This is a genomic window from Methanobrevibacter sp. (assembly GCF_030539555.1).
Classification (GTDB): domain Archaea; phylum Methanobacteriota; class Methanobacteria; order Methanobacteriales; family Methanobacteriaceae; genus Methanocatella.
Genome location: NZ_JAUNXX010000016.1, coordinates 1 through 25,250 on the forward strand (window position 1 = coordinate 1; position 25,250 = coordinate 25,250).

At 36.3% G+C, this 25,250-nt stretch carries 18 protein-coding genes; 14 read left to right on the forward strand and 4 right to left on the reverse strand.

The window, feature by feature from the left end:
- The 11 genes from Q4Q55_RS04835 to Q4Q55_RS04885 all read left to right on the forward strand — a co-directional run.
- Positions 1–2,189, forward strand: a 2,189-nt coding sequence (locus tag Q4Q55_RS04835; RefSeq protein ID WP_303371694.1) for a hypothetical protein, incomplete at its 5' end; no start/stop codon positions are given.
- Between the two features lie 12 nt (positions 2,190–2,201).
- Positions 2,202–2,960 carry a hypothetical protein gene (locus Q4Q55_RS04840; RefSeq protein ID WP_303371695.1) on the forward strand — a complete coding sequence of 253 codons (759 nt, stop codon included), beginning with the start codon at positions 2,202–2,204 and terminating at the stop codon, positions 2,958–2,960.
- A gap of 297 nt (positions 2,961–3,257) precedes the next feature.
- The gene (locus tag Q4Q55_RS04845; protein WP_303371696.1) at positions 3,258–5,510 is read left to right on the forward strand and encodes a RyR domain-containing protein; all 2,253 of its coding nucleotides are present in this window, start codon (positions 3,258–3,260) and stop codon (positions 5,508–5,510) included.
- Between the two features lie 9 nt (positions 5,511–5,519).
- Positions 5,520–7,877, forward strand: coding sequence for a RyR domain-containing protein (locus Q4Q55_RS04850; protein WP_303371697.1), 2,358 nt, complete (start codon positions 5,520–5,522; stop codon positions 7,875–7,877).
- Positions 7,878–8,063: 186 nt separating this feature from the next.
- Positions 8,064–8,210 carry a 50S ribosomal protein L40e gene (locus Q4Q55_RS04855; RefSeq protein ID WP_292608188.1) on the forward strand — a complete coding sequence of 49 codons (147 nt, stop codon included), beginning with the start codon at positions 8,064–8,066 and terminating at the stop codon, positions 8,208–8,210.
- 93 nt (positions 8,211–8,303) lie between these two features.
- The gene (locus Q4Q55_RS04860) at positions 8,304–9,056 is read left to right on the forward strand and encodes a geranylgeranylglyceryl/heptaprenylglyceryl phosphate synthase (RefSeq protein WP_303371698.1); all 753 of its coding nucleotides are present in this window, start codon (positions 8,304–8,306) and stop codon (positions 9,054–9,056) included.
- Between the two features lie 54 nt (positions 9,057–9,110).
- Positions 9,111–10,178 carry a DNA double-strand break repair nuclease NurA gene (locus tag Q4Q55_RS04865; RefSeq protein WP_303371699.1) on the forward strand — a complete coding sequence of 356 codons (1,068 nt, stop codon included), beginning with the start codon at positions 9,111–9,113 and terminating at the stop codon, positions 10,176–10,178.
- Between the two features lie 9 nt (positions 10,179–10,187).
- Positions 10,188–11,702 carry an ATP-binding protein gene (locus Q4Q55_RS04870; RefSeq protein WP_303371700.1) on the forward strand — a complete coding sequence of 505 codons (1,515 nt, stop codon included), beginning with the start codon at positions 10,188–10,190 and terminating at the stop codon, positions 11,700–11,702.
- 81 nt (positions 11,703–11,783) lie between these two features.
- Positions 11,784–12,743, forward strand: coding sequence for a hypothetical protein (locus Q4Q55_RS04875; protein WP_303371701.1), 960 nt, complete (start codon positions 11,784–11,786; stop codon positions 12,741–12,743).
- Between the two features lie 184 nt (positions 12,744–12,927).
- On the forward strand, positions 12,928–14,172 hold the full coding sequence (locus Q4Q55_RS04880) for a DNA repair exonuclease (RefSeq protein ID WP_303371702.1): 1,245 nt from the start codon (positions 12,928–12,930) through the stop codon (positions 14,170–14,172).
- Positions 14,169–16,916: an SMC family ATPase gene (locus Q4Q55_RS04885; RefSeq protein WP_303371703.1), complete on the forward strand. Its 2,748-nt coding sequence runs from the start codon at positions 14,169–14,171 to the stop codon at positions 16,914–16,916. The genes Q4Q55_RS04880 and Q4Q55_RS04885 overlap by 4 nt, the downstream gene beginning before the upstream one ends.
- 24 nt (positions 16,917–16,940) lie before the next feature.
- Here Q4Q55_RS04885 and Q4Q55_RS04890 read toward each other — a convergent pair whose 3' ends face one another.
- Entirely contained in the window at positions 16,941–17,336 is a 396-nt protein-coding gene (locus Q4Q55_RS04890) for a nuclease (protein ID WP_303371704.1), read from the reverse strand.
- A gap of 121 nt (positions 17,337–17,457) precedes the next feature.
- Between Q4Q55_RS04890 and Q4Q55_RS04895 the strand changes: the two genes are divergently transcribed.
- From Q4Q55_RS04895 to Q4Q55_RS04905, 3 genes are all read left to right on the forward strand, one after another.
- Complete coding sequence (locus tag Q4Q55_RS04895) at positions 17,458–18,738, forward strand: Mur ligase family protein (RefSeq protein ID WP_303371705.1); 1,281 nt, start codon at positions 17,458–17,460, stop codon at positions 18,736–18,738.
- Positions 18,739–18,807: 69 nt separating this feature from the next.
- Positions 18,808–19,998 carry a hypothetical protein gene (locus Q4Q55_RS04900; protein WP_303371706.1) on the forward strand — a complete coding sequence of 397 codons (1,191 nt, stop codon included), beginning with the start codon at positions 18,808–18,810 and terminating at the stop codon, positions 19,996–19,998.
- Between the two features lie 31 nt (positions 19,999–20,029).
- Positions 20,030–20,683 carry an NTP transferase domain-containing protein gene (locus Q4Q55_RS04905; protein ID WP_303371707.1) on the forward strand — a complete coding sequence of 218 codons (654 nt, stop codon included), beginning with the start codon at positions 20,030–20,032 and terminating at the stop codon, positions 20,681–20,683.
- Here the strand turns inward: Q4Q55_RS04905 and Q4Q55_RS04910 are convergent.
- Genes Q4Q55_RS04910 through Q4Q55_RS04920 form a run of 3 tightly spaced genes read right to left on the reverse strand, consistent with a single transcriptional unit; the run spans position 20,675 to position 25,088 of the window.
- Positions 20,675–21,349 carry a DUF169 domain-containing protein gene (locus Q4Q55_RS04910; protein ID WP_303371708.1) on the reverse strand — a complete coding sequence of 225 codons (675 nt, stop codon included), beginning with the start codon at positions 21,347–21,349 and terminating at the stop codon, positions 20,675–20,677. The genes Q4Q55_RS04905 and Q4Q55_RS04910 overlap by 9 nt on opposite strands.
- A 25-nt stretch (positions 21,350–21,374) precedes the next feature.
- Positions 21,375–22,601, reverse strand: coding sequence for a PD-(D/E)XK nuclease family protein (locus Q4Q55_RS04915; RefSeq protein WP_303371709.1), 1,227 nt, complete (start codon positions 22,599–22,601; stop codon positions 21,375–21,377).
- A gap of 12 nt (positions 22,602–22,613) precedes the next feature.
- Positions 22,614–25,088 (reverse strand): DEAD/DEAH box helicase, encoded by a 2,475-nt coding sequence (locus Q4Q55_RS04920; protein ID WP_303371710.1) that lies wholly within the window; start codon positions 25,086–25,088, stop codon positions 22,614–22,616.
- Positions 25,089–25,250: the final 162 nt, after the last annotated feature.

Sequence of the window (25,250 nt, forward strand, 5' to 3'; positions counted from 1 at the left end):
TTGCAGGTGATGTAGTCAGCCAAGAAATAATTACGGATGTGGCGAACGAGGAAATTTCTAGTGATTTAAATGACAATGAAATAGCTGGTGAAGCGGAAAGTGATGAAATAGCTATTTCGGATAATACTGATGAGGTTTCAGTAACCGGTTATGGAACATTTACTGAACTGAACAATTTAATTTCTAATGCTGGTTCTTCCCTTACATTGGATAAGGATTACATGTATGATCCTGATGTGGACAGTGAAAATTTAGGTGCCGGTGTTGATGTAAAAAACAGTATAATAATTTACGGTAACGGCCATACAATCTATGGTAACAGCGCCCGTATAATGTGGGTTTACTCTTCAGCTACCGTTGTAGGAATAAGGGACTTGAACTTTGTAAATGTATTTGACGGTGATGCTATCGCCGATTCAAACACTGAATATTTCACCAGGGGCGGTGCAATATATAACAAGGGAGGCCTTCTTTTAAGAGGCTGCACATTTGAATGCAATTTTGCAAGATATGGTGGAGCAATATATAATGAAGGTGTTCTTTATCTGAACGGATGTAATTTCACAAACAACTCAGCTGTCTCTGATGGTGGTGCAATATACAATAATGCTACTACACTTTTTGAAGGAGGTTCCACTGCCACTGAATGGTGCTGGTTTATGCAGAATTTGGCCGCATCATCCGGTGGAGCTATATATACAACTGATGACCTTTATGGAACCAATGCTGCTTTTTTAAATAATGTTGCTAAAAATGGGGGAGCTGTTTATAACGTCCAATCAAAAGCCGGTCTGCTTTCAAATTGTTATTTCTCTTTAAATAAAGCAACACAATATGGCGGTGCCACATATAATGCTATTGCAGAAGATTGTTATTTCTATGATGACAACAAGGTTACCAGCACTAATAATGGGCATGACATGTATAAAGGGGTAAACATTAATTCCCAAATTGACGGAAGCGGATCTTACCGCACAGTCAGTGTTGTTAAAACTTCAAGTCTGACAACCAAATCAAGTACTTTGGAATTTTCCAAAACTACTGGAAACACATTCAAGGTAGTTGTCACAAGCCAGTCCGGCAGTGATAAAATTAGCGGTGTAAAAGTAAAATTGACTATTGCAGGCAATAACTATACCGGAACAAGTAACAGTAATGGGGAAGTTGCTTTTTCCCTGCCAAGTTTAAGCTATGGAACCAATAGTGCTAAAGTTTCATTTAGCTATATGGATGGTGAAAAGACTTATGCAATTAAAGTCTCTCAGGGTCGCGCTACAGTACAGTTTGTCGGTAAGACTTCAATTAAATATGTTTTTGGAAAATCCGGTTCAGTCACATTAAGTGTCGCTGGAGGAAGTGTGCAGCAATCAGATATCAATGTTTTAGGCTACAGTGGAAACCCTAAAATCACATTTAACAATAATGTTGTCAAAATTTCCAATCTGCCTGTGGGAAGTTACACTTTAAGTGTCAAATCCACTCCGGACGAGTCCCATATATCTTCAACAGCCACAATTCCGATTGTTGTTGTAAAACCTACAGCAAAGATTACAGCTTCTAAAGTAACTACTTATTACAAAAGCGGCAAGAAATTCACTTTAAAATTGAAAGATTCCACAAGCAATAAAGTCATGGCTAATGTAAAAGTCACTGTTAAAGTTTATACCGGTGGCAGTGCAAAAGCCTATAAGCTCACCACCAATGGAAACGGTGTAGCTACATTCAAGGACGCTTCAAAATTAACTCCTGGTACCCATAAGGTTGTAATAAGTTATTCCAATTCAAGATACACATGCAAGTCCGTTACAACTTCTATTGTTGTAAATAAAAAAGCTTTAAGTATTTATGCTTCACCTAAGAGATATTCAACTTGCGGTGAAGTTCACATTAAGGTCAGTGACGGATCCAAACCTTTAAATGGTATAAAAGTCAACCTGAAAGTTTACACAGGAGGTTCATACAAACAGTACAATCTGATTACAGGTTTTGACGGTAAAAAGTATTTCACTAACGGTTGGGTACTGATTTCTTCTAACGCTTTTTCAGTTGGAAACCATCTGGTTAAAATCAGCATTGTAAGTCCTTATTATAAAGGAACTGCCTCATCCTATTTGGTAATTCCTGCATCCAGTAAAAAGAGTTCATTATATACTGGAGTAATGAGTAACGGTAGAACATATAAGGTATAAAGATTGATTATTATGGATAAAAAATATTTGATAATCATTATTGCGGTAATCGCAGCAATTGCCATAGTTGGGGGCTATTTCCTGTTGAACAATCAGCAGGATGTTGATAAGACCACTTTGGTGCTAAGTGATTCAGCATACATGAAAGTTCCGCTTTCTGACAGTGCAACCTCCAAAGCGGATAAAGACGGAATTTTTCGCTATGTGGATAAGGAACATGGACTGAACGTTACCACTTACAATTCCAATGTGTCAAAGGCAGCTGGTTTGACCAAAATGAACAAACTTAAAAGCGAATTGGAAACCGGTGCTAAACAAAGCAATGAAGGCAATGTAGTAGTATATGAAAAGGATGGTGTATACTCAATTTATATCAGAAATACTCAATCCAATGATACTATCCTATTGCAATCCACAGACAAAGATGCTTTACTTGAATGCTGGCAAAGCATTAAGTATCACGATCCTGCAGATTCACTTAAATTTGAAGATACTTCTTCTGTTGTAAACGTTACACAGGAAACACAAACTGCTGTTGCTGAGGCAAGTTCTTCTTCCTCATCATCATCCTCCTCTTCAAGTTCAAGCAGTGCCAGTAGCTCAGATACTTCTTCTGATTCCAGTTATAGCGGTTATAGTGAATCCAGCTATTTCTCAGATTCAGGCAGTAACAGTTATTCTGGCAGTGAATCAAGTTACTTCTCATCAGGTTCTGGTGGAGGTTCCAGTTCTGGTGGTGGATCAAGTTCAGGCGGTTCTAGCTATTTCTAATTTCAATTGAAAAGAGATTTTTCAAAATCTCTTATTTTATTTATTTTTTAATTATTTTTGATAAAATCGATGCAATTATCTATATTTGTGGGCGCTATTTTTAGGATAATGATTTCATGGCCTGTTTAATTAAATATAGATTTTAATAAATCAATCAATTGATGAAAGTAATCATTTGGTTCATGGATTCTTTAAGAATATTATAGGATAAATCCAAGCAATTATAAGAAAAATTTTTTGCTTTAATAAACTTTATTTAAAATCAAAAAGATATCTAAATATAATAAAGGTGTTAACATGAGGGGAAGTAATTTAAGACAATATATTGATGAATTTTTTGATGAACTGGTATTGTATGACGATTACTACAATGGTCATTACTATAAGATGCTTCTGAAAGCCGGAATTGATGTTTTTCTTGATAATGAAAACTCATATAATGCTTATGAAATCTACAGGACATTTTTCATGATTTATCAGATTACTGCTGAAAACAAATCCGATGAATCCAAGGAGATAAGCGTTGTTAAGGAACCGAACACTCTTCTTGATCTGGTTAAGATAATGAAGAAGTATGAGGAGAACACTGGGGATTTAATCGAAAAGCAGAGGGATCATTTTATCCATTCAGTCAATGTTTTCCTTTTGGGTTTGGCAATTTATTCCCAAAACAAAAGCTACAGGGATCAGTTCAGACAATATGTCCTTAAAAGCCCTTATGAAAAATACTACATGATTGACGGTGAGTTTTCCCATGAAGAGTTCCTGTACCGTTGGGGTGTGGCGGCTCTTTTCCACGATATAGGGTATCCTGTAGAAATCATCGGAAAACAGTTGAAAAAATTCATCAACGATGGAATCAAAAACATTTCAAGTTCATATAATGCAGATACTGCAATCGATTTTAAGGACTTCAATGAATTCAACACAATTGTCAAAATCGAACCTGATTTTGCAGACAAATACACTGAAGTCTATCCAAAGGCCAAATTCCTAAACCTGTTCAAGCCTACAGACATCATGGCCCATAAGATTGCAACTGATTTTAAGAGCGTGGATATAAATCAGGTCATAAAACACCTGGATTCATTTGTTGACATTATGGGCGACAGCGGTTTTATCGACCACGGATTTTTCTCATCAATTCTCGTTCTAAACTCTTATGGTTATCTCATGCAGAAATATGCAAAAAACCATGACTTCTTCTTCTACCCTATAGTCGACAGTGCAACAGCAATATTGCTTCATAACTACTATAGAAATGTCCTGCAGAAAAAGCCGTTCGAGTTAAAGGCATTGCATCCTTCCCAATCTCCGTTGGCATTCCTTCTGATTTTATGTGATGAGCTTCAGGAATGGAACAGAAGACCGTTTGGAGTTAAGGATAAGAAAAGAAGCCATGTGAATGAACTGTTATTGGACATTGATGATAGGGGAATGGATGTTCAATACATTGTAAAAGAAGGTTCAATAGGTCTCGGATTTTCAGAAGATAAGGAAGAACTGCTTAAAAATGTCCTATCCATAAGAAGTATATTCAGATTAGGTTTGAGAATCATCACTGACGTTGCCCAGGACAATATAATAAAAGAAATCGTTCATGGTGAAACAGAAGCGCCGGACATTCTGCTTAGAAATGTCGAAAACCTGGCCATTCAAATACACAATCAGTATGTCGAAACCACCAAACAGCAATACGAGGAAAAAATTGCCAATGGCGAGGAACCCGATGAGGAATTCATGGAAAAATACAACAACCTCCCTTCATTTGATGAGTTGACTCCGCAGCTTAAGATTGCCAACATCAGACAGGCCAGGTCCATTCCGGTCAAACTCAACATCATAGGCTGTGAGCTTGCAACTCAGGACGATGAGCGTGAGGCAATCCTTAAATTCTCAAAGGATGAAGTTTTGGATCTGGCCATTTTCGAGCACAGGGAATGGTGCGATGAAAAGATAGGTACCGGCTGGACATATGGTAAGGAGAAGGATGTTGATAATCTAATCACACCGTATCTGGTTCCGTGGGATGACCTGTCACCTGATATTCAGCAGTATGATATCGATCCTGTCAAAAATATTCCGAATTTAATGAAGTCTCTTGGTCTTAAAGTCGTCAGAACAAAAATCAGGCTTTTAACATTTGAGATGCACGATTTCTACTCCAAATACAACAAGGATGCAGGCCACTTCGACGACCTGCCTGATTACATCAAATATTCCAACTACAAGCAGACTGACTTCCTTGTTAAAATCGTATCAGAACTCGGCTATGACATGGTGGATATTGAAAGTTCAGGTGATGCGGTAACATCATTCGATGAGGATTCCATAGATTACCTTGCTCAAAGGGAGCATAATGCATGGTACAAGCTTAAGGTAAACTTGGGATGGAAATATGACTCAGTTAAGGATGAGGATGCAAAAACCAATCCTAACCTTGTTGAATGGGATCTTCTTGATTATGAAACCCAGGAGTTCAACAAGCGCACATTCAGAAACCTTCCGCAACTGTGTGAAAATGTAGGTTTGAAAATTGTTAAAAACTAGGGTGAGCCGATGACTCTCAATGACAGAAACATTAACAGGTATGTTAACAGGTTCTTTGACATGTTGGCATTGTATGATGACAATATCGTCTTCAGGGACGGAACTAAAAGTGACCATGACTATAAAGGTCTTCTTCATGCTGCAATAGAAGTGTTTTTAAATCACCAGTCTGATTACACTGCATATGAAGTCTATCAGACTTTTTTCATGATTTATCAAATCACTCCCGAAGATAAAAGCGAAGTTGATGAAAGAAGCCCCAATGTCCTTTTGAGTGAAAAGAACACTCTTCTTGATTTGGTTGACATAATGAGGAAGTATGAGAAAAACACAGGCGAACTGATCAACTGGCAGAGGGACCATTTCATCCACTCGGTCAATGTTTTCATATTGGGGCTGGGAGTCTACGCCCAAAACAAAACATATCGGGACATATTCAAAAAATACATTCTTAAAAATGAATATTATAAAAAATATTATAGGATTGACGGTGAATTTTCTCATGAAGAGTTTCTGTACCGTTGGGGGGTCGCTTCTCTATTCCATGATATCGGATATCCTTTTGAGATTGTCGGAAAGCAACTGGACAAATTCATTGACGACGGAATAAAGAACATTTCCCACAACTATGACGTTAAAATAGGTCTTGATTTCAGGGATTTCAATGAATTCAATGCCATTGTCAAGCTGCACCCTTATGATTATGCGGACGAATACCGTGAAAGATATTCCGATGCAAAAATCTTGGATTTGTTTAAACCAACAGATATCATGGCACATAAGCTTAAACTGGACTTTAACTTAGATTTGGAAACATATAAGGATTTGATTAGGCATCTCAACGGTTTTGTCAGGTTCATGAGTGAAAAGGGATTCATTGATCATGGATTCTTCTCAGCAATCCTTGTGTTAAATTCATACGGAAAACTTATACAGAAATATGTCAAAAAGGACAAGGATTTCTTCTTTTATCCTATTGTAGACAGTGCTACTGCAATTTTATTGCATAACTATTATAACAAGACTTTACAGGAAGAACCATTCAGTTTGGGAAAACTGAGACCTAAACAGTCTCCTATTTCATATCTCCTGATTTTATGCGATGAGCTTCAGGAATGGAACAGACGTCCTTACGGTGTACAGGATGTCAAGAACAACCATGTAAACGATATGGATGTTGTAATAGATGATGAATATATGAAAGTAATCTATATTCTAAACAGCGGACCTATGGGACTTGGATTTTCCAGGAAAAAGGATGAGGTCATCGACAATATCCTTGAAATCCAGGACATCTTCCAGGGAAAACTCTCCATCAGAACAAGAGTCGAATTGGATGATGTGATAAGGGATATATCAATAGCCGAAATTCAGCCTCCAAGCATCCTGCTTAGAAACATTGAAAAGCTGGCCAGACAGATCAATGAAGAGTATAATGAGGACATGAGAAATAAGCTGGCTGAAGCTATTGAAAAGGGAGATGATGAGGAAATTGCCAGTTATGAGGAGAAATGTTCATATTTGTGTGACTTTGAAGATTTAAGGTCTGATTATAAGATATCAAACATCCGACAGGCAAAATCCATTCCAAAGAAATTAAGCATGATTGGCTGTGAAATCGCCAATATCAATGATAAGAGAGCTGAAATTAAAGAATTCGATGAAAAGGAAATTGAAGACCTGGCCATTTTCGAGCATGATGACTGGTGCAGGGAACGTATTGGTACCGGCTGGACTTATGGGGATGTGAAAGATACTGAAAATCTTAAAACGCCTTATCTTGTATCATGGGACAAGCTTGAAGAGGATGTAAAGGATATGGACAGGTATGCATGCATGAATATTCCTAATCTTTTAAATTCAATAGGTCTTAAAGTTGTCAGAAGCAAAATCAGGCTCCTCACTTTTAAAATGCATCAGTTTTATGAACATGGTGCTTTGGATGATAAATCAGATGGGGAGTCAAGCTTTAAGAAGTTGCCTAAACATGTTCAATATTCCAATTATAAACAGGCGGATTATCTGGTTAAGATTCTAAAAGAAAAAGGGTTTGAACTGGTTTCCAAAGATGATGCTCGGGAGAAAGTTGTCAGATTCGATGAGGAAGACATAGAGTACTTTGCAAAAAGAGAACATGAAGGATGGCTAAAGCTCAAGCTCAATTTGGGATATGGACATTCGCAATTCGAGGATATAAACGAAGAGCAAAGCGATGAAGGTGGTATTGAGCTGCCTCATAATCCGAATCTGGTTTCCTGGGAAAAACTCAACAGGAATGTCAAGATGGCCAATAAGGAAACATTCATCAATCTTCCAAAAATGTGCGAAGACCCAAATGTTGGTTTGAAAATTGTCAGAAGTGAATAGGTTAATTTGAAACAACAATAATTTTTCATTATGGAATATTTTTGTTGTTTTGGTCCTTTTTTACTAAACCTTTAAATACTATTAAGTTAAAATAATTAATTAATAGTTATGAACAGTGAAAAATTGCTTTTTATTTCATAACGTTTTATTATTATTAATTTTCACGATTATAAGGAGGAGTTATTAATGGCAAGATTTGAAGAAGCAGAAAACAGAATGTTCAATGTAAAAATCTGCTTAAAATGTAATGCTCGTAACCCTGCTGCTGCAACTACCTGCAGAAAATGTGGTTACAAAGGTTTAAGATTCAAAGCTAAAGAACCAAGAGGATAGACTTATTCTCTCTACTTTTTTTTATTTTTATTTTAATTTTTAAATCATTAATTTAATATATCATTTTCAACATAACTTATTTTAGGTATTCTTATGAAAGACGTTGAAAATTACATTAGAGATATATTGAAAACAAGGAAAATACATTTCACTTTAATCGACCCTGATGAACAAACACCTGAAGAGGCTTTGGAAATAGCTACTGCAGCTATCGAAGGTGGCACTGACGGAATCATGATTGGTGGATCAACCGTTAATGGTGATGATGTAGATAATACTTGTAAGATACTGTCTGAAAACATCGCCGTTCCGATTATCATTTTCCCGGGTAACACAAGTAGCGTAAGCAAATATGCTGATGCAATATTTTACATGAGTTATGTAAATTCCAGAAATCCTCACTGGATTAACGGAGCTCAGGCAATTGCCGCACCAGCAGTCAGGGCATCAGGAATGGAAGTTTTATCCATGCACTATATGGTTGCAGAACCTGGCGGAACTGTCGGATGGGTTGGGGATGCAAATCTTGTACCTAGAAACAAGCCTAAAATACCTGCAGTATATGCAATGTCTGCTGAACTTTTCGGAATCAAGTTCTTCTACATTGAAGCGGGTTCCGGCGCATCAGAACCTATTCCTCCGGAAATGGTAGCTTACTGTAAAAAAGCAGCTCCAAACACCATTATTGTTGTAGGTGGGGGAATCCGTGACGGCAAGGCAGCATACATGGCTGCAAAAGCCGGAGGTGACATTGTTGTAACCGGTACTGTCGTTGAAGAAGTCGATGATGTTCACGCTAAAATTCAAGAATTGACCGGAGCCATCAAAAAGGCTTCACTAGAGTAGTTTTCAACTGCTCTTACCATACTTTTTTATTAACCTATTAACATAGGATATATTATGTTAAATTCACTATATGAAAAGGCCATCGCTAAAAGAGGATTTATACAGGATATCGAATCAGACAATAATCTGGACTCCCAGCTTGAAGCAAACTGGTTTGAGAGAAAATTTGAAGAGAGCTCTGATGATTTTTCCATCGCCGCAGGAGACGGAAGTTTCAATAAAAAGAAATTCCTGAAAAGCAACTTCTGTGCTGTTGGCGCCGAATCCATAATTTATGACGGTGAAATAAAAAAAATTGATGATTCGGATATACTTGAAATAAATCACATCCCATTTCTTGATGAACTGTTGTCCAAATACATGTCAATATTGGAGCTCAAGTGTGCACTCAGAGCCATTAGGGAATATGATGTTGATTATTATCTCTTTGACGGATCAATTTTGGGAGATTTGGAAAATGCCTATCCAAGAGGTGTGGAACTACCGTCAAAAATCAGGAACAATCTGGATGAGGCACTTCTAAATGAATTTGAAAGAAGATTTCAAATCACTCCATACGGATTTGTATTTCCACAAATCAAGAATAGGGTATTGGTGGATGTAAGCGTTAATGAGGATTTGGAGGAAAAGGAAGACTTTGACCTTCATCTGGCATCAATCGAAAAGATAATCCTTCTAAAGAAAATATTGGAAAACAAGAAAAAGATTATTTCAATATCAAAAACATCTTCTGATACAGATTTGTTCGGATGGAAAATACCTGACATTTCAATTCTCGATAACTTAACTGATAAAAAACAGGGAATTTCCAAAATAGATTACAGGAGAGTTTACAAGAATGCTCCTTTCCCGTATTTCAATGACTTTTTCAAGCAGCTTCAATTCACCGTATTTTATGTAAGGCTGCAGGACAACAAGAATGTCCTTAAAGTGGAACTTCCATACAAGGCATCAATTGGGGAAGTTGTCAGGATTGTAGAAAAAATCAACGCCCTGTCGGTTCAGGGCTATCCGTATCTGCTCAGCAAGGCGCACAATGACGTTGTCATAACGGACAGAAACATTAAGGAATTATTGAAGATTGCCAAGATTTACGAAACAACAAACAGGGAAATGCTATAGGTGGTTTAAATGCTAGTTGGAATTTGTGTAGGTGAAACATCACTATCTGAAGTCACTTTTATTTCAGACAAAATGCCGAAAGTCGGCGAATATGTAACAATAGAATACGACGGAAAAAAAGTTCTGGGAATGATTGAAAATTTAATAAGGGGCAATGATGCTTTAAATGTAGATATCAATGACTTCAAGGCCATCCAAAAGATATCAAGAATTGGCGTTGACGACAACTACATCAAGGGAAAGGTCAAAATCCTTGGTGACGTCAATGACAGGCTGAAGCTGCCGAGAACACCTGTGCTTCCCGGAACCGAAATATATCTGGCAGACAAGGACACCTTAAATGAAATATTTCAGGTAAAAAACCCGATCAAATTGGGGTCCCTGGTAAATCAAAGCGATGTCGAAGTCAATGTGGAGGCAAACCCGATATTGTCAAGACACCTGGCTATTCTGGCCATGACCGGCGCGGGAAAGTCCAATACAGTTTCCGTTCTCATTGACCAGTTGCTGAATTACAGTGTACCGATATTCGTCTTTGACATGCACGGCGAATATGTGGGAGCCGAGTTTCCAAACGGTGAAGTCAATGTCATAAAGCCTAAAATAAACCCTAAATACATGGAATTCTATGAGATTAAAAAGCTGATGAACATTCCAAGCAATGCAGTAATACAGGAAAGGCACTTCAGGGAAGCATTTAACCATGCAAACGATCAGTTGAGTGCAGGAACCGAAGATACAATTGATTTTTTGGATTTGATTTATGATTATCTTAAGGAAAAATCAGGACTTGACGATGAAGAAGGAAAAATCGACAAGACAATTGTGGATGTGATGAACAAGATTAATGATGCAAAACTCAAGTATTCCAAGCTGTTCTATCAAAATGCTCCAAACATAATTTCCAATATCAAACACTCCCATGTTAATGTCCTGGACTTGAGCCAGGTTGATGAATATGTTGCAAGCGTGCTTGTAAGCCATATTTTGAGAAATTCGCTTCAAAGGTCCAAGGATGCGGCTCACAGTGGAAACAAAGAGGATTTGCTCAACAACTCAGTATTCTTCATTCTTGAAGAGGCACATATTCTGGCTCCTAAAAAACGCGATTCGGACTCTAAACGCTGGATTCAGAGGGTTGCAAGAGAAGGCCGTAAGTTCGGTTTGGGATTATGTCTGGTAAGTCAGTCTCCGAAAACCGTTGACCATGATGCACTCTCCCAGATGAACAACATGATTATCCTTCGCTTAGTTGAGCCGGAAGACCAGAGACACGTCCAGTCAGCAAGTGAAAGCCTTTCACAGGATCTTGTAAATCAGCTTCCTTCATTAAACGTTGGTGAAGCTATTGTTTTAGGTCTGATGAGCAAGGTGCCTACTCTAGTTAAAATTGACGAGTTCAAGGGCCGTCGCCATGGTGATGACATGGATATAGTTTCCCATTTTGCAAACATCAAGCAAAAGGAACAGGAAGAGATTGAACGCCAAGAGCAGGAAAGCATGGAAATGGGTTACAATTATTAACTCATATCTCTAATCAATTAGTAAATATTATATTACAAATTGAATAAAATACTATTATTGAAATAATTTTTGGTGTATCTATTGAATTTCAAGAAGAAAATATTCCTGTTGATATGTCTGATTGTCTGTCTTTTCAGCATGGCCATATATGCAAGTGATGTAAATCATACGGATTTTAATTCAGATTTTAATAAATCTCATTTTCAATGCTGTTCATTCGCTATTCAGGAAGAAAATCAAACTGTTTTTGCCTTTAGGCAAGATGCTGAAGGCACTGGTGATGGGGTGGCCATACATAATGACAAAGTGAATGGGATTGATGCAATAGTGCAGGAGATTGACGCTCCGGGTTATCATTTTATTCATGCAATCGTTACTGAAGACGGATGGGTTGCAGGGCACGGTGGTGATTCCTCAAATGAGAGTGATACCATGGCATTGGAGGATATCGCTTTTGAAATGCTTTCTTCAAAAAATATTTCATCAGATTCACTTGGCAAGATTCAAAAAATATTTAATAAATATGGTTACGGTCATTTTTTCATCAAGGCTCCCGATGGAAGTTATGGTGCGGTCTATAATGAAACCTTTTTGATGGGAGAGTTAAGGCCCGGTGAATTTCTGGTTATTCCAAATGAGTATTCCGGTTTTAGCGGCGGAAATTATACAAATTATTCAACAGACCCTGTTGATGCAATTGTTGAAATCTCTTCTTATGAGGATTCCGGCTGGAATAGGCGTAACCTTTATTCCTATGATTATAAGCTGCATGACGCTGATGAGGGGCAGAAGTATGGGGTCGATGTTTATGTGACAAATGACAACGGTCAGAATGTCGGCTTGAACACATCAGAAATTGTTACCTATTGCTACTTTAATGATAAGTTATATCCTGCATCAGAAATTCCTGAAAATCCGGACAAATTGCAAATCGGAACTCAAATCTTTGAAAATGAATCCATGGATTTCATATTTGAGCTTGTAAGCAGGCTGGACAAAGTATTGGTTAACAGCAATTCATCATACCCAATCGGTAAGTAAGATGATGATAATGTTGTATTCACTTTCAAATCAAAATTAAAATCTTTGAATAAACTATTTTTTACTTTTCAAATGCTCTCTTGGCAAAACATTAAATATGCAATTGACTATAATATTATTCAATTAAATACTTCGATTAAGTGTTTAAATTGGTTATATACAATTGATAAAAAAAGGTAATATAATGAAATTTGCACATTTAGCAGACACTCATTTAGGTTATCGTCAATTCGGTTTAATTGAACGTGAAAAAGACTTTTATGAAGTGTTTGAAAAGGTTATAGATAAAATAATAGAAGAAAAAGTAGACTTTGTAATTCACAGTGGAGATTTGTTTGAAACCGCAAGACCATCTCCAATAGCTCTTTTAACCTTCCAGAAAGGATTGCTTAAACTGAAAGGTGCCGGAATTCCTATGTATGCAATAGCGGGAAATCACGATATTGTAATGCGTAACGATTCAATCCCTCCTCAAGTGATCTTTAAAAAGCTAGGTTTGAAGGTAATCAGTCCAATCAACACCACTTACATGCATGGAGACATACTCATTGCGGGGCTGCCGTTCTATCCGTCATCACAGGTTAAGAATCTGAAATCAAAATTGGCTGATCTCTCAAAAAAGGCAGCCAACCATGAAAAATCAATACTTGTCCTGCATCAGGGCATCGACAAGTATTTCGGATACAACTATGAACTTGAAATAGGCGACCTTCCGGACAATTTCAACTACTATGCAATGGGTCACATCCACAACTACGTCAACGACAATTTCGGAAACGGCAAACTGGTCTATCCTGGATCCAATGAAATCTGGAAAACCAATGAACTTAAAGATTACCATGAAAACGGAAAGGGATTTGTGGTTGTTGATTTTGAAGGTCCAAAACCTCTTGTCAAAAGGGTTAAGATAGACATTCCTAGAGAATTCATCAAAAGGTCTCTTGACTACAATAATCTTGAAAGCGGCATTTCAGGAATCAAGGAAACCATTAAGGGCTTTGATAAAAAACCGATTTTGGATCTGGAAATTAATCATGTCGAATCAGATACCAACAGGGTTTATGAGATGATCACCGAGGAGCTTGGTGAGCTGTCTTTGATGATTAGGCCCAAATTTAACATGCTGAGTGAAGAGGATGTTAATCTGACCTTGGATGATAAAGATTCCCTAGGTCCGAAAGAACTAATAAACGAGCAGCTTAACGGTTATGGTAATGATGCCATTAATAAGCTGGCAATCGATTTGTATGATCTGTTGTCTAAGGATAAAACCGACGAATCACAGGATTTGCTGAACCAGTTCTTTGATGAATACTATCACACAAGTTTCGATGATGTCGAATTCAAAACCGAAGAGGTCATCAGGGAAGATGAATCAGATGAAGAGCCAAAAGATGTTCAGCTCACATTCAAGGAGGTTCTAGAATGATTTTCACAAAATTAAAGTTAAATAATTTCAAATCCCATGAAAACACTGTCATAAACTTTGAAAAAGGTATCAGTGTTATTGTAGGTGAAAATGGTGCTGGAAAATCAACAATATTGGAGGCCATCAGCTTTGCTTTATTTAAACAGCACACAGCCAAAAAGATTGATGATCTGGTGCGCAATAATGCAAACACAATGTCAGTGGAATTGGAATTCACCTCCAACAATAGGGAATACAGGATTGTCCGTGACAAGAAATCCATGCTGAAATCATCAATCTACAAAAAAACCTCAAAGGACGGGGGATTTGTACATATATGTACTGGAGATAAGGAAGTTGCAAATGAAGTTCATCAAATTTTGGACATCGACTCCGACTTGTTCCTCAATGCCATTTACATTAGACAAGGCGAAATCGCAGAGCTGGTCGACAAGACTCCCGCCGAGAAAAAACAGCTTATAGGCAAATTGTTGGGCATCGATTCATTGGAAAAAGCTTGGAAAAACTTGCTTCCTTTAATCAACAATTATGAAAATCAGCTCGCAGAACTTAAAGGAAAATTATTCAATTCAAATGAGCTAAAAAAGGAGTATTCCAAGAAAAAATCAGAACTTGAGATACTTAAGGACAGGGGTCATGAACTCGAGGAACAAATCGAAGATGTCACCACTTCCCTTAAGGAGATTTCCGAAAGTAAAAGGAATATGGAACGTGAAAAGGAAATTTATGATACTCAACTTAACAATCTTGAAAATGAAAATAAGACATTGTCCAAACTGGAAGAGGATAAAAAGGTTATTCAGGACAATCTGGATAAGATCAATGAGGCTGAAGAACAGATTTCAAGACTTGAGAAATATGTTTCAAAATTGGATGTTTATCTTGATTTCGAAAAGTCAGTTGTCAGCATCCAAAGATTGAAAAATGATGAAATGGAAATCGAAAAGAAACTTGATTCCATATCAATTCAGAAAACCATTGTCAGCGATAAGAAAGAGGATTATAACAAATTTTTGGCTTCAGATGAACAGATCAACAAGTTGAACAACCAAAAGGTCAATCTTGAAGCCCAGTTGGCCACAATTGCCAAATTGGATAAGGATAAAAAAGAGCTGTTGGCTAAAATTGAAAATGAAAGAAATGAAATTGAAGATTTCTTCTCAAGGGCCAAGGACAAACTGGATGATTATGGATTATCCCAGGATATTCTGGCCGATGTTGATAATTTAAATCAGATAGATGAAGTTACTAATAATTTCGCTGATGAAGTAGGAAACAATATTGAGGAGTTGTCCTCTGATATAGCTTCCAAAAAAGAGGAACTGGTATTATTCAAACAGAACATTAATTCCGCTCAAAAGCCTTTGGATGAACTGAGAGAAGTGGATAATAAATGTCCTGTCTGCCAATCAGACATCAGTTCTTCTCAGAAAAAGGATTTGATTAAAGGGTATAAGTTAACAATTGAAGAAAATGAAAAATTGATTTCAGAAAATGAGGAGAATATACGTTTACTTGCTAAAAACAAAGAAAGCTTTGAGGAAAAACTCGTTAAGATTCGGGATTTGTCTAAGGATATCATCGAATATAAGCATAGATTCACTCACCTTGAAGGCCAGCTTGTAAAATTAAATGAAATTGATGAAGGTTTGGAATCCAAGGAATACATCAGCAATAAATTGGGTGAGCTTATTCTTCTTATAGCAAAAGAAAAAGAATCAAAAGGAAGTTATAAGGAATCTTATGATGAATTCAATAAGGCTAAAGGTGCTTTGGAAGTTTTAGGCAGTGAAACTGAAGCTCAATATAAATTAAAACAGGTTAAAAACGAAATCGACAATCATGTCAGGAACATCAAAATGGCGATTGAACAGGATCCTCACCTTAGTGGAGATATCAGTGCAAATGAACTTCAGGATAGGATAAACGATTTAAAACAGAAAAACGAGGAATTCAATCAGCTCAAAGGTTTTGTTCAAAATAAAAAATCTTTAATGGCTCAACATGATTCAATTAAAGAGGACATAGGAATGTCACTGAACCAACTTGATATCATCAAGAATAAAATTGAAGCGTCCGTTTATGATAAAGAAAAATACGAACAAATCATTTATCGCTCCGAGTTATATGAAAGACGTAAAAATACCTTTAACACAGAGCTTTCTGAAATCAAAGGAAGAGCACGTGAATCCATAGCCTATATTAAAGATTTGAATGAAAGAATTCAGACTGCAGACAAATTCCAACAGGAATACAATGACATTTCTGATTACATCAACTTGTTGAATCACATCAGGAGTTTATACAGTAAAAACGGTATTCAAAAGGATTTAAGAAATATTTCAAGACCTTTAATCCAAAAGTATACCAAGGATTTCTTCAATGAGTTCAACTTCAATTATTCTGATTTGACTTTGGATGAAGAATATGACGTTACAGTCTATGGTCCTGAAGGAGAGTCTTCAATGAGCATGGTTAGTGGCGGTGAAAAAATAGCTATTGCACTTGCTTTAAGACTTGGAATCACTCAGGCTATGGCCAAGGGGGAATTGGATACAATCTTATTGGATGAGCCGACAATTCATTTGGATAGCTCAAGAAGACATGAACTTATTAATTTATTAAAGGACATGTCACTCCTGCCTCAAATGATAATTGTAACTCATGAAAGTCAGCTTGAAAACGCAGCTGACAATATAATTAAGGTTGAAAAGGAAAACGGTATTTCAAAAGTTATGATGTAATATCATTACTTTTTTTATTTTTTTTTAAATTATTTCATGAGCGTTTTTAATTGCATCGATAATGCAGTTCGCATTCCATCCGACAATGGTTGCAGCTTTTTCTTCAAGTATTTCAGGCACTTCTTCAAGTCCGTATGGCCTTACTAGAATTATAGGGATGTCGTATTCCTCACTTGCTTTTAACAGGTCCTCAAATAATTCATTATTGTCTTTATAAAGGCCTGATAACAGTATTATTCCATCAATTTTTTCATAAAATCCCGGACCTGCACTTGCATAAGCGCCGGAAACGGATTCCTTCCATAAGAATTCAACTTTTGAGTATAATTTTTCGGTGAACTGTATGTATTCATTGTTTCTGTCAATACCATTGCTTATAATAAGATTATAGATTTTATCATCTCGTTCATCTTCAAACATTTTAGCACCTTGCTTTTATTTTAATCGTTATTGTATAAAAGAATTTGTTTTACAAAATGTTTATTAATTTTAATGTAGTTATCTATAGTATAGACAAATTATAATTTAAGGAATTTTTTTTATGAAAGCTGCGGTTATTGGTTTGGGTGTTGAAGGTAAAAAAGCAGTAAACTCTCTTTTAAACCATGGATGGGAAGTTTATGCTACTGATTTGAATATTAATGTTGATTTGTCCGGTTTAAATTTACCACGTTTATCAATGGATGTGTTGGATAGCGAACAAACTGTTTCTTTTGTTGGTGAAAATTTAACTGTCGATTTGGGTTTTACCAATTCATATGCTATTGAGCAGTGTGACGCAATTGCAATCAGTCCAAGCATGTATGGTGGAGCATTCGCCGGCAGATTACTTGAAAACGGAGAACTTTTAAGTGATGTGGTGACTAAACACAAGGAACTTTTCACTATTGGAATTACAGGAACAAACGGCAAAACCACTACCGTTCATATGCTAAGAAGCATTCTTGAAAATTCAGGCAAGAAGGTTCTGGTCGGAGGCAATGGCGGAGGCGGATTTTCAGGATATTATGACCTTATCCTTGAAGCTAATGAAGGGGATTATGATATCCTGCTTGTTGAAGTATGCGACATGACTCTTGATTTCTGCAGGCACTGCTTTGACTTTGATTTTATCGGCCTTACAAACATAGGCAATGATCATATGGACGTTCACAAAACAATCGCCAATTATAAGAATTCTCTGGTTAGGTTTTTTGAAGGTAAAACCATATTTACAGCTTTCAATCAGGATTTCAACAGTGATTTTAAAGAATCTGCTGAAAGATATATTCCTTATTTTGAATATCAGGATGAATTGCAGTTGTTCGGTAAGTTCAATCTGCTTAATGCCGGTCTGGCCACTGCCATTTCCAGGGAATTAAAAGTACCTAAAGATGTTATCAAATCCACTCTCTTTGATTTTAAAGCCGTTCAGGGAAGATTGGATGTTTATAAAATAAACAATGCTTCTGTTTATGTTGGAAAAACAGACAATTCAGATGCACTAGCTTCAATATTGTCTGAAAGAGATTTTTATGCAATATTCATAGGCACTCCCCGTCATAATGAGGAACACCGTCTCGACATTTTGGATGTGGCTGTAAAATATAATCCTGAAGTTATTGTACTGTTCCCGGGTCTTGATGATACATTGGATATGGCAATTTATAGATTAAATTCCTTAGGTTACGAAGGCAATATCATTACTGTCAATTCTCTTGATGGAATTATTGAGCTTGTAGCAGAATATTCTCATGAAGATGCTATACTGATCGGTGGTAACGGTCAGGATGTGATTATTGATATTCAGGAGAGAATCAAGTTAATTTCTGAAAAATTATGATGGAATAATAATGTATATATATTAGGTGAAACATAATTTTCAGTGTTATATAGTTAATGGTGTATTATAATGAGTAAAAGTTGGAGAAATAAATCAATTACAATAATTTTAGCATTGTTTTTTGTTAGTATTCTTTTATTTTCTTTCACATTTGTAAATAGTACTCCTTATACCGGTCAATCCATTGCCGAAACCTATAACCTCACTGTTGGACAATCAATATTTGAAGGGCAGTCTGTTTTAGGCGAAAATAAAACAATTGAGGTTCCTTTCTTATCAAATGTTGGGTTTTTAGGTCATCAGGTTTTAGCTCTTGATTTGAATGGGATTGTAATGGCGCTGTCAACGGGAGTAGTACCTTTTGATTTTACAACTGTGTCAAGTGAAGGAATAGATTCTTATGGTAATGCGAAAGATATAGAAGGACCAGGATATTTGACTTTTGAGGGGGATAAATTGGCTGTTAAAGGACCGGATAACTATGTGTGGGGGTATAGTGCACCATCTAAAGTCTTAACCAAAACTTCTACAGGTGTTGACATTGTGGAAGATGGTAAAGTTCTGCAGTCAGTACCTACTGATGAAATTAAAAATTTAAACTTTTCAAGTGAGTACTTTAATAATGATACTATTGTAAGCTGGTATAACTATGATGCTCAGGAAGGCTCTAATTTCACATTGGAGAAAGGTATGGTCGGATTTTCCGATGGAAGAAATGACATTAATGCTTCAATGGTTCCTGTGATATTCGGACAGGATGTTGTGGATTATGCAAATGAATATCCTACAGGATCACCGATCTTATTGTACTCAGGCAATTATACAGAACAGACTGGTGAAACTGCAGGAACCACTTTCGACTCTCACCCTGAGTATGGTGATGCGCTAAGGGAAGTTAATGCAAGGCAGTTTGTTGAAGCATGGAACGGTACCATCATACCACCTAATTCCACAAGCAGCGGTAAGGATTACATATACTTTGAATCTGCAAGTGATGCTTCAGCACCTGGAGGAAGTGCAGCACATGGAGTATGTCCTCCTGCAAGAGCTTTGAGAGATGCTTCACTGGCTGAAGGATTTGAAATGCCTGTTGGTCTTACTATGGATGATAGTGCAGTACTTTTCGGATATAATCCTGCAAGTGGTGTTACTGTAACAAATAATCATGATTATCCAGTCAAGATTCAGATGTGGTGTGAAGGTGAAGGTGTCGGAATGGGCATCTATTGTAACTTTGTAAGATATATTCCGAACGGTTAAAAAATATATCTTATCTTTTTTTAATTTTTTTATGTCAATCTCAACGATTATTACTGCTGCTGGAAAAAATTCCAGAATGAGAAATGATCAGATTTCTAGAAATCTTGATTTGAAAAATAAACTTATTTTACCTTTCAACGATAAGACAGTTTTGGAGACAACAATTGACAACGCATTATCTGCAAATATTGATGAATGTATTGTGGTACTTGGACATTATGCTAGTGAAATAAAAGAAGCAATATGTAATAATTATGAAGGTACTGTCAAGTTCATTGAAAATAATCCTGTTGATGTAGGTTTATCAACATCTCTTTTCAATGGTCTGTCAAATGCATGTTGCGACTACGCGTTGTGCATAACAGGCGACCAGCCTACAGTGTCAAGTGAAACATTCAACAAAATGATTGAGGTTAGTCAGAATTCAAAGGATCCTGAAAAAACAATATCCATTTTAAGGAGAAGAAAAACAGGATTGCTGGATACTGCAGAAGGATTGGGCATGCCCTTTGTAGCCCATAGAAAAAATCTAATGAACTATCTGGAAAATGAGGATGATAACCTGAATCCGATTTTAAGAAAAATATTCTCAGATGGTTATACTTTTTATGGAATTAAAGAAAAAAATAAAAAAGAATTATTGAATATAAATCATTATGAAGATTATTTAAATCTTCTAGATTGATTCTAAACCGGAAATAACTTCTTCTATTTTTGCTGCGCTGATTCCAACAGTCATTTCATTATCTTTAATGTCTGCTGCTTTTCTTGAACCGTCACAACCTAATGTAAAGTTAATTCCATCTGAAATATATGGATTTGCAAATGCGTCTCCACATAATGATTGAATGCCCGCAAATGAAGGATTAATTTTTTCACCGGTTTTGTAAACGATACTCTGAGCAAGAATCATTCCTCCAACAGGTTCGGTTATGACTTGAATAACATCAGCCTCAAAGTCAGCCTCATCCAAAGGTGCATAGATTATTCCCCATGACCTGTCTTTGATAATGGAAAGTTTATCAGTGAGCTTTTTAGCGGTTTCCAGATCTTGGAATCTTCCTAAAGAGAGGTATTTTTCCCCGCTCGCTAATTTTGGTGGCATGTCTCTAAGTCCAATAGCTCCAGCTCCACCCAAACACATCTGTTCTTCTATTGTGGAGTAAAACTTATTGCCGAGAGATGCTTTTCTAACCATTTCGCAATGTCTTATTTTTTCATCGATTAATTCATAGCCTTCCAATAAATCATCTTCAGTTTTAATTAACTTCATTGCCACAGGTTTGGCATCTAATTTAATTTTACTTTCAATGATTTCACAGTATTTTTTATTCTTTTCCAAATCTGTCATAGATAACACCTATTCATATATTGTATCATGGAATTTTAAAGTCTTTTGTTTTGTTTTTATAGCTTTTACAAAATGTCCTAAAGTCACATGCAAGACAGGTTCTCTCATCCGCTTCGGCTTTCCAGGCTTCCTGGATTTTACTTCCTTTCATTTCATTAATCAATGATTCTTCAATATCATAGACAACATCATCGAATTTTTCTAAAGATTTCTCTATTTCCTCATTGTTGATGTTGATAATTCTAATGGATCTTTCCAGTTTGAATTCATTGCTTAGTTCAGGTGCCTTGTCATCTTCCTGCCAGTTTTCAATCAAATCAAAATCCTTTTTGTACTTTTCAAGGGTCTCATCGTTGATTAAACCATCTCTCATTTCTTCTTTAATCAGAGCCAAATCTTCTTTGGATGGGACAAGCTCATTTAAATAAAATATGATTCCTGCAAAAATTGATTTGGAATCCTCCTGTTTGGAACGAAGCCATGAATAAGTTAATATCTGTTGTTTATGGCTTTCCCATTTATTTTCGGCTTTAGGATTATCAACTTCAATCGGAGGTCTTTTCATACCTTTGTAGTCGATGATTATTTCATAATCCTCGCCGTCATCGGATTCTTCAATCATTTTATGGAAATCCTCATTTTTCTTCAATATGTCGATAATCTTGTTGTTGTAAGTGTCAAGGGTGCTCTGTTCAAGGGTCTTGTTGATTTTCATGGATGTTAAAACATCGACAACCCCATTGATGCCGTAATAATTTGATCTGCTTCTGTTTTCATCATATCCCGGCATATCACGAATTCCTTTTATCAGAAGTTCTGATGAGTCAATTAAAGGAAAGAGATGCTTTCCCCAAATGTTAATTGCCTTTTCAGCTCTTGCACTGGCTAATTTCTTATGGTCATGTTCATTAAGATTTTCAACTTCACGATTTGTTGTACTGAAAAACAGATCTTCATCATGGGGATAGAGCCCTCTAGCCTGAAGCCTCAAATCAATTTGGTTCTCTATTGGTCTTATGTCTTTTAGCCAGTCCCACGGAAACTCTGTTTTATTTTGTTTCCATTGAATGAAAGCTTCTTCCATTACTCCATGGATAAATTCTCCAAACCATCTTTGAACAGGTTTGGACGGAGGAAGTGTACCTTTATTCTGATATCTGTATTGCAGATTGCAGGTCAGAAAGGATAACAGGTCTCCGGTTAAGCTATATTCGGGAATCATATAAGATTTTGATCTTGAAGGTAATTTCATATTTAATCACTCCTATACCAGATAGATTTCTTTAAATCCAACATATTTTTCATCTCTGCTCCATCCCACAGCAATATTCGGAATGTCAAAATGGTCATTTTTCTTGATATATCCTTCAATCGATGGATTAAGACCAACCAATAATAAAACACTTTCAGCCCTTGAAAATGCCACAAAATACAGTCTTGTCAAATCATCAAATGAACGGTCTTTTTCACTTCTCTCGCTTTCACCAAGAGAACTGTGCTGCCTTATGCTGTCTTCAATAGTAAGTTTATCAGGCAGTGTCTTTGGAAATCTTAAACGCTGTGTTCTGATATCGTTTGTTTTAAACCTTGAACCCACATCAACAATAACAAGCGGAAACTCCAGTCCTTTGGACTGGTGGATTGACAGCACGTTAATCCGATTGTCAGGTAATGTTTCAAGCAGCGATTCATCAATTCTCACTCCGCCTGTTGAAAGAGGTATAAATATATTCCATATCGCCTCCAAAACAGATTCTTTTTCTTCAGTTGGGCTTTTAAATGAAATGGTTGAATGGAAATCATTAAAAAATCCAGTTTGTGTTATTGATTTTGTAATGGCTTCAAGATATACAATTCCTTCCACATCATCCTGCAGTTCTTCAATCCAGGTTGTCAGCTTATAAGCAAGTTCCATTAGGCTGGCGCTTTCAGGCCATTTCTGGTCAATTCCGTTAACTGTTTCAGGATAAGGCCTTCTGATTTGCCATCTTGTTACAAATTCTCCTAAGCTGACCGGTTGGTGAGGTTCAGGATTTAGTTTAATGTAGTCTTTTGCCTGGAATCTCCAACGGGTCATATTTCTTTTTGCCAAATTAGGAATTGTTTTATCCATGTTTTGAATGCTTCCTTCGGGATCAATGCATTCAAGTATTAGACCGCAGAACACTGCAACTATGTCAATATCAGGCAGGTCGATTCCTCGCGGATTGAATATTTCAACTGGATTTCTAAGCCTTTTAAGATTTTTTCTCAGGTGGTGGAGGAATGAACGATTTCCGTATTGTGTCTCTTTTGGTGAATATGACAGTATTGCGATATCTGAAGCGGATCCATAATCACTGTCTAATTTAAGTCTGATTCTATTTTCTTTTTTACCTGCTTGCAGGGACTCATTTTTGATTCTTTTTAAATTAACAGTATCATTTGCGCTGTTTATTTTTCTGTAATATTGCTCGTCTAAGACCTGCAAGACTTTTAATTCACTTTCTCCTTTGTTTATCAGGTTATCTATTAGTCTTGACAGATCTTTTGCAAGAATTTCTGGGTTGTTTCTAAACATTCCCAGAATTGGCATTTTATCTTTGTCAAAATCAGGTGCAATAATCTTAGGCTTATTTTCAACTCTTGCTTGTTGATATGTTTTGTCAAGCTCTACAAATTGATTGCAGTGGTTAATGATGTTTTCTGTTGATCGGTAGTTTGTTGTTAAATTGATTTCTTCCACTTCTATGTTCAACCTGTCTTTGACACGCTGTTTGTAGTTGGTAAACAAATCAACTGTAGCTCCTCTAAATCTGTATAATGACTGATCATCATCGCCCACCACGGTTATGTTTCCATCGTTTTCAAGAGCGGATTTGGCGATTGTAAAGTAAATATCTTCCTGAATCAGGTTTGTGTCCTGATATTCGTCAATCAGAACGATTTTGATTTCATCCAAAAATAATTCCAGTTCATTATTTTTAAGTTTTTCAAGAAAACCGGATTCAAGCATTGCAAAATCAATTGTGTTTCGACTTTTAAGTGTATTTTCATATTCTCTAATGCAATCAAGTGCTAATTTAAGACCACTATCAGGTTGTGAACTTTCATATAGTTCATCAAAGTCGACCTGATCATAATAAATTCTATTTTTGATTTCCATTAGAATTTCACTCATTTTCGATGGTTCTTCAAGTTTGTTTTTGCCGGTTAATTCCTTCAGGTATTCTACAAGATTTTTGTTAAGGTATTTTTCATCTTCAATAAGAATCTTTATCATTGCAGTATTTGCAACAAATTCTTCAATAACGATGGATTGGTTCTCTCCGGGCTTTTTATTTTCTCTAAGTAGTTCTTCAGCTATGCTGTCTGTTGTACCTATGTTAATTTGGTTAAAGTCAATTCTTTCTATTTTGGAGATTAGTTCTGCTGTTTTGAAGCTGTTGTCGTCAATGTATTTGTCTTCCAGATGTCTTTTAATTTCATCTCCCCATCCTAAAATCCTTGAATAAAGTTCATCTGCCGCTTTTTTTGTAAATGTTGTTGCTAAAATTTCTGAAGGGTCAACATCATCAACAAAAATGTATTTCAATATTTTTAATACCATTACAGTTGTTTTGCCGGATCCTGGTCCTGCAACAATGAAAAGGGATTTGTCAGGTTCAGATAAGATAGCTTTCTTCTGGTCCTTGTTTGAAGAAATGTCTCTTTTAAGTGTGTTTACTATAATGTCCTCAAATTCTTCATATGAAATCATTTTTTCCCTCTTAATCTATAATAATTAATTTATGTGAAGATGTTATTAATATAATGAGTGAGAGAGCATTTGGAAAGTATTTTTTCCTCTTTAAATTTTTCCTTAATGAATATAAAATTATTTTTACAATAACTTTTTATGTCTTGTATTCAAAAGGTATAA

Bases quoted from the DNA above. Each gene is read 5' to 3' on its own strand.
- Q4Q55_RS04870 (WP_303371700.1), top strand. From the start codon at position 10,188: ATGCTAGTTGGAATTTGTGTAGGTGAAACATCACTATCTGAAGTCACT.
- Q4Q55_RS04880 (WP_303371702.1), top strand. From the start codon at position 12,928: ATGAAATTTGCACATTTAGCAGACACTCATTTAGGTTATCGTCAATTC.
- Q4Q55_RS04860 (WP_303371698.1), top strand. From the start codon at position 8,304: ATGAAAGACGTTGAAAATTACATTAGAGATATATTGAAAACAAGGAAA.
- Q4Q55_RS04895 (WP_303371705.1), top strand. From the start codon at position 17,458: ATGAAAGCTGCGGTTATTGGTTTGGGTGTTGAAGGTAAAAAAGCAGTA.
- Q4Q55_RS04845 (WP_303371696.1), top strand. From the start codon at position 3,258: ATGAGGGGAAGTAATTTAAGACAATATATTGATGAATTTTTTGATGAA.
- Q4Q55_RS04850 (WP_303371697.1), top strand. From the start codon at position 5,520: ATGACTCTCAATGACAGAAACATTAACAGGTATGTTAACAGGTTCTTT.
- Q4Q55_RS04855 (WP_292608188.1), top strand. From the start codon at position 8,064: ATGGCAAGATTTGAAGAAGCAGAAAACAGAATGTTCAATGTAAAAATC.
- Q4Q55_RS04840 (WP_303371695.1), top strand. From the start codon at position 2,202: ATGGATAAAAAATATTTGATAATCATTATTGCGGTAATCGCAGCAATT.
- Q4Q55_RS04910 (WP_303371708.1), bottom strand. From the start codon at position 21,349: ATGACAGATTTGGAAAAGAATAAAAAATACTGTGAAATCATTGAAAGT.
- Q4Q55_RS04915 (WP_303371709.1), bottom strand. From the start codon at position 22,601: ATGAAATTACCTTCAAGATCAAAATCTTATATGATTCCCGAATATAGC.
- Q4Q55_RS04920 (WP_303371710.1), bottom strand. From the start codon at position 25,088: ATGATTTCATATGAAGAATTTGAGGACATTATAGTAAACACACTTAAA.
- Q4Q55_RS04885 (WP_303371703.1), top strand. From the start codon at position 14,169: ATGATTTTCACAAAATTAAAGTTAAATAATTTCAAATCCCATGAAAAC.
- Q4Q55_RS04890 (WP_303371704.1), bottom strand. From the start codon at position 17,336: ATGTTTGAAGATGAACGAGATGATAAAATCTATAATCTTATTATAAGC.
- Q4Q55_RS04900 (WP_303371706.1), top strand. From the start codon at position 18,808: ATGAGTAAAAGTTGGAGAAATAAATCAATTACAATAATTTTAGCATTG.
- Q4Q55_RS04865 (WP_303371699.1), top strand. From the start codon at position 9,111: ATGTTAAATTCACTATATGAAAAGGCCATCGCTAAAAGAGGATTTATA.
- Q4Q55_RS04905 (WP_303371707.1), top strand. From the start codon at position 20,030: ATGTCAATCTCAACGATTATTACTGCTGCTGGAAAAAATTCCAGAATG.